At 63.2% G+C, this 527-nt stretch carries 1 protein-coding gene; it reads left to right on the top strand.

Annotated elements, in window-relative coordinates:
• The coding region (gene ilvC, locus PV679_RS36090) for a ketol-acid reductoisomerase (protein WP_319685509.1) at positions 1-527 on the top strand (527 nt) is incomplete at both ends.

The raw sequence follows: 527 nt of genomic DNA, 5'->3' as shown, positions 1-527 counted from the left end.
GTCGAGCAGGACGCCTCGGGCAAGGCGTTCGAGCTGGCGCTGTCGTATGCGAAGGGCATCGGCGGTACCCGTGCCGGTGTCATCAAGACGACCTTCACCGAGGAGACCGAGACCGATCTGTTCGGTGAGCAGGCCGTGCTGTGCGGTGGTACGGCGGCGCTGGTCAAGGCGGGCTTCGAGACGCTGACCGAGGCCGGTTACCAGCCGGAGATCGCGTACTTCGAGTGCCTGCACGAGCTGAAGCTGATCGTGGACCTGATGTACGAGGGCGGTCTGGAGAAGATGCGCTGGTCGATCTCGGAGACCGCGGAGTGGGGCGACTACGTCAGCGGTCCGCGCATCATCACCGACCAGACCAAGGCCGAGATGAAGAAGATCCTGGGCGAGATCCAGGACGGTACGTTCGCCAAGAACTGGATGGACGAGTACCACGGCGGTCTGAAGAAGTACAACGAGTACAAGAAGGCCGACAGCGAGCACCTGCTGGAGACCACGGGCCGTGAGCTGCGCAAGCTCATGAGCTGGGT

Origin of the sequence: Streptomyces sp. AK02-01A (genome assembly GCF_033795305.1) — a bacterium.
Lineage (GTDB): Bacteria > Actinomycetota > Actinomycetes > Streptomycetales > Streptomycetaceae > Streptomyces.
The sequence above is the reverse complement of the archived record's forward strand: the minus strand, read 5'-3'. Positions and strand labels throughout refer to the sequence as shown.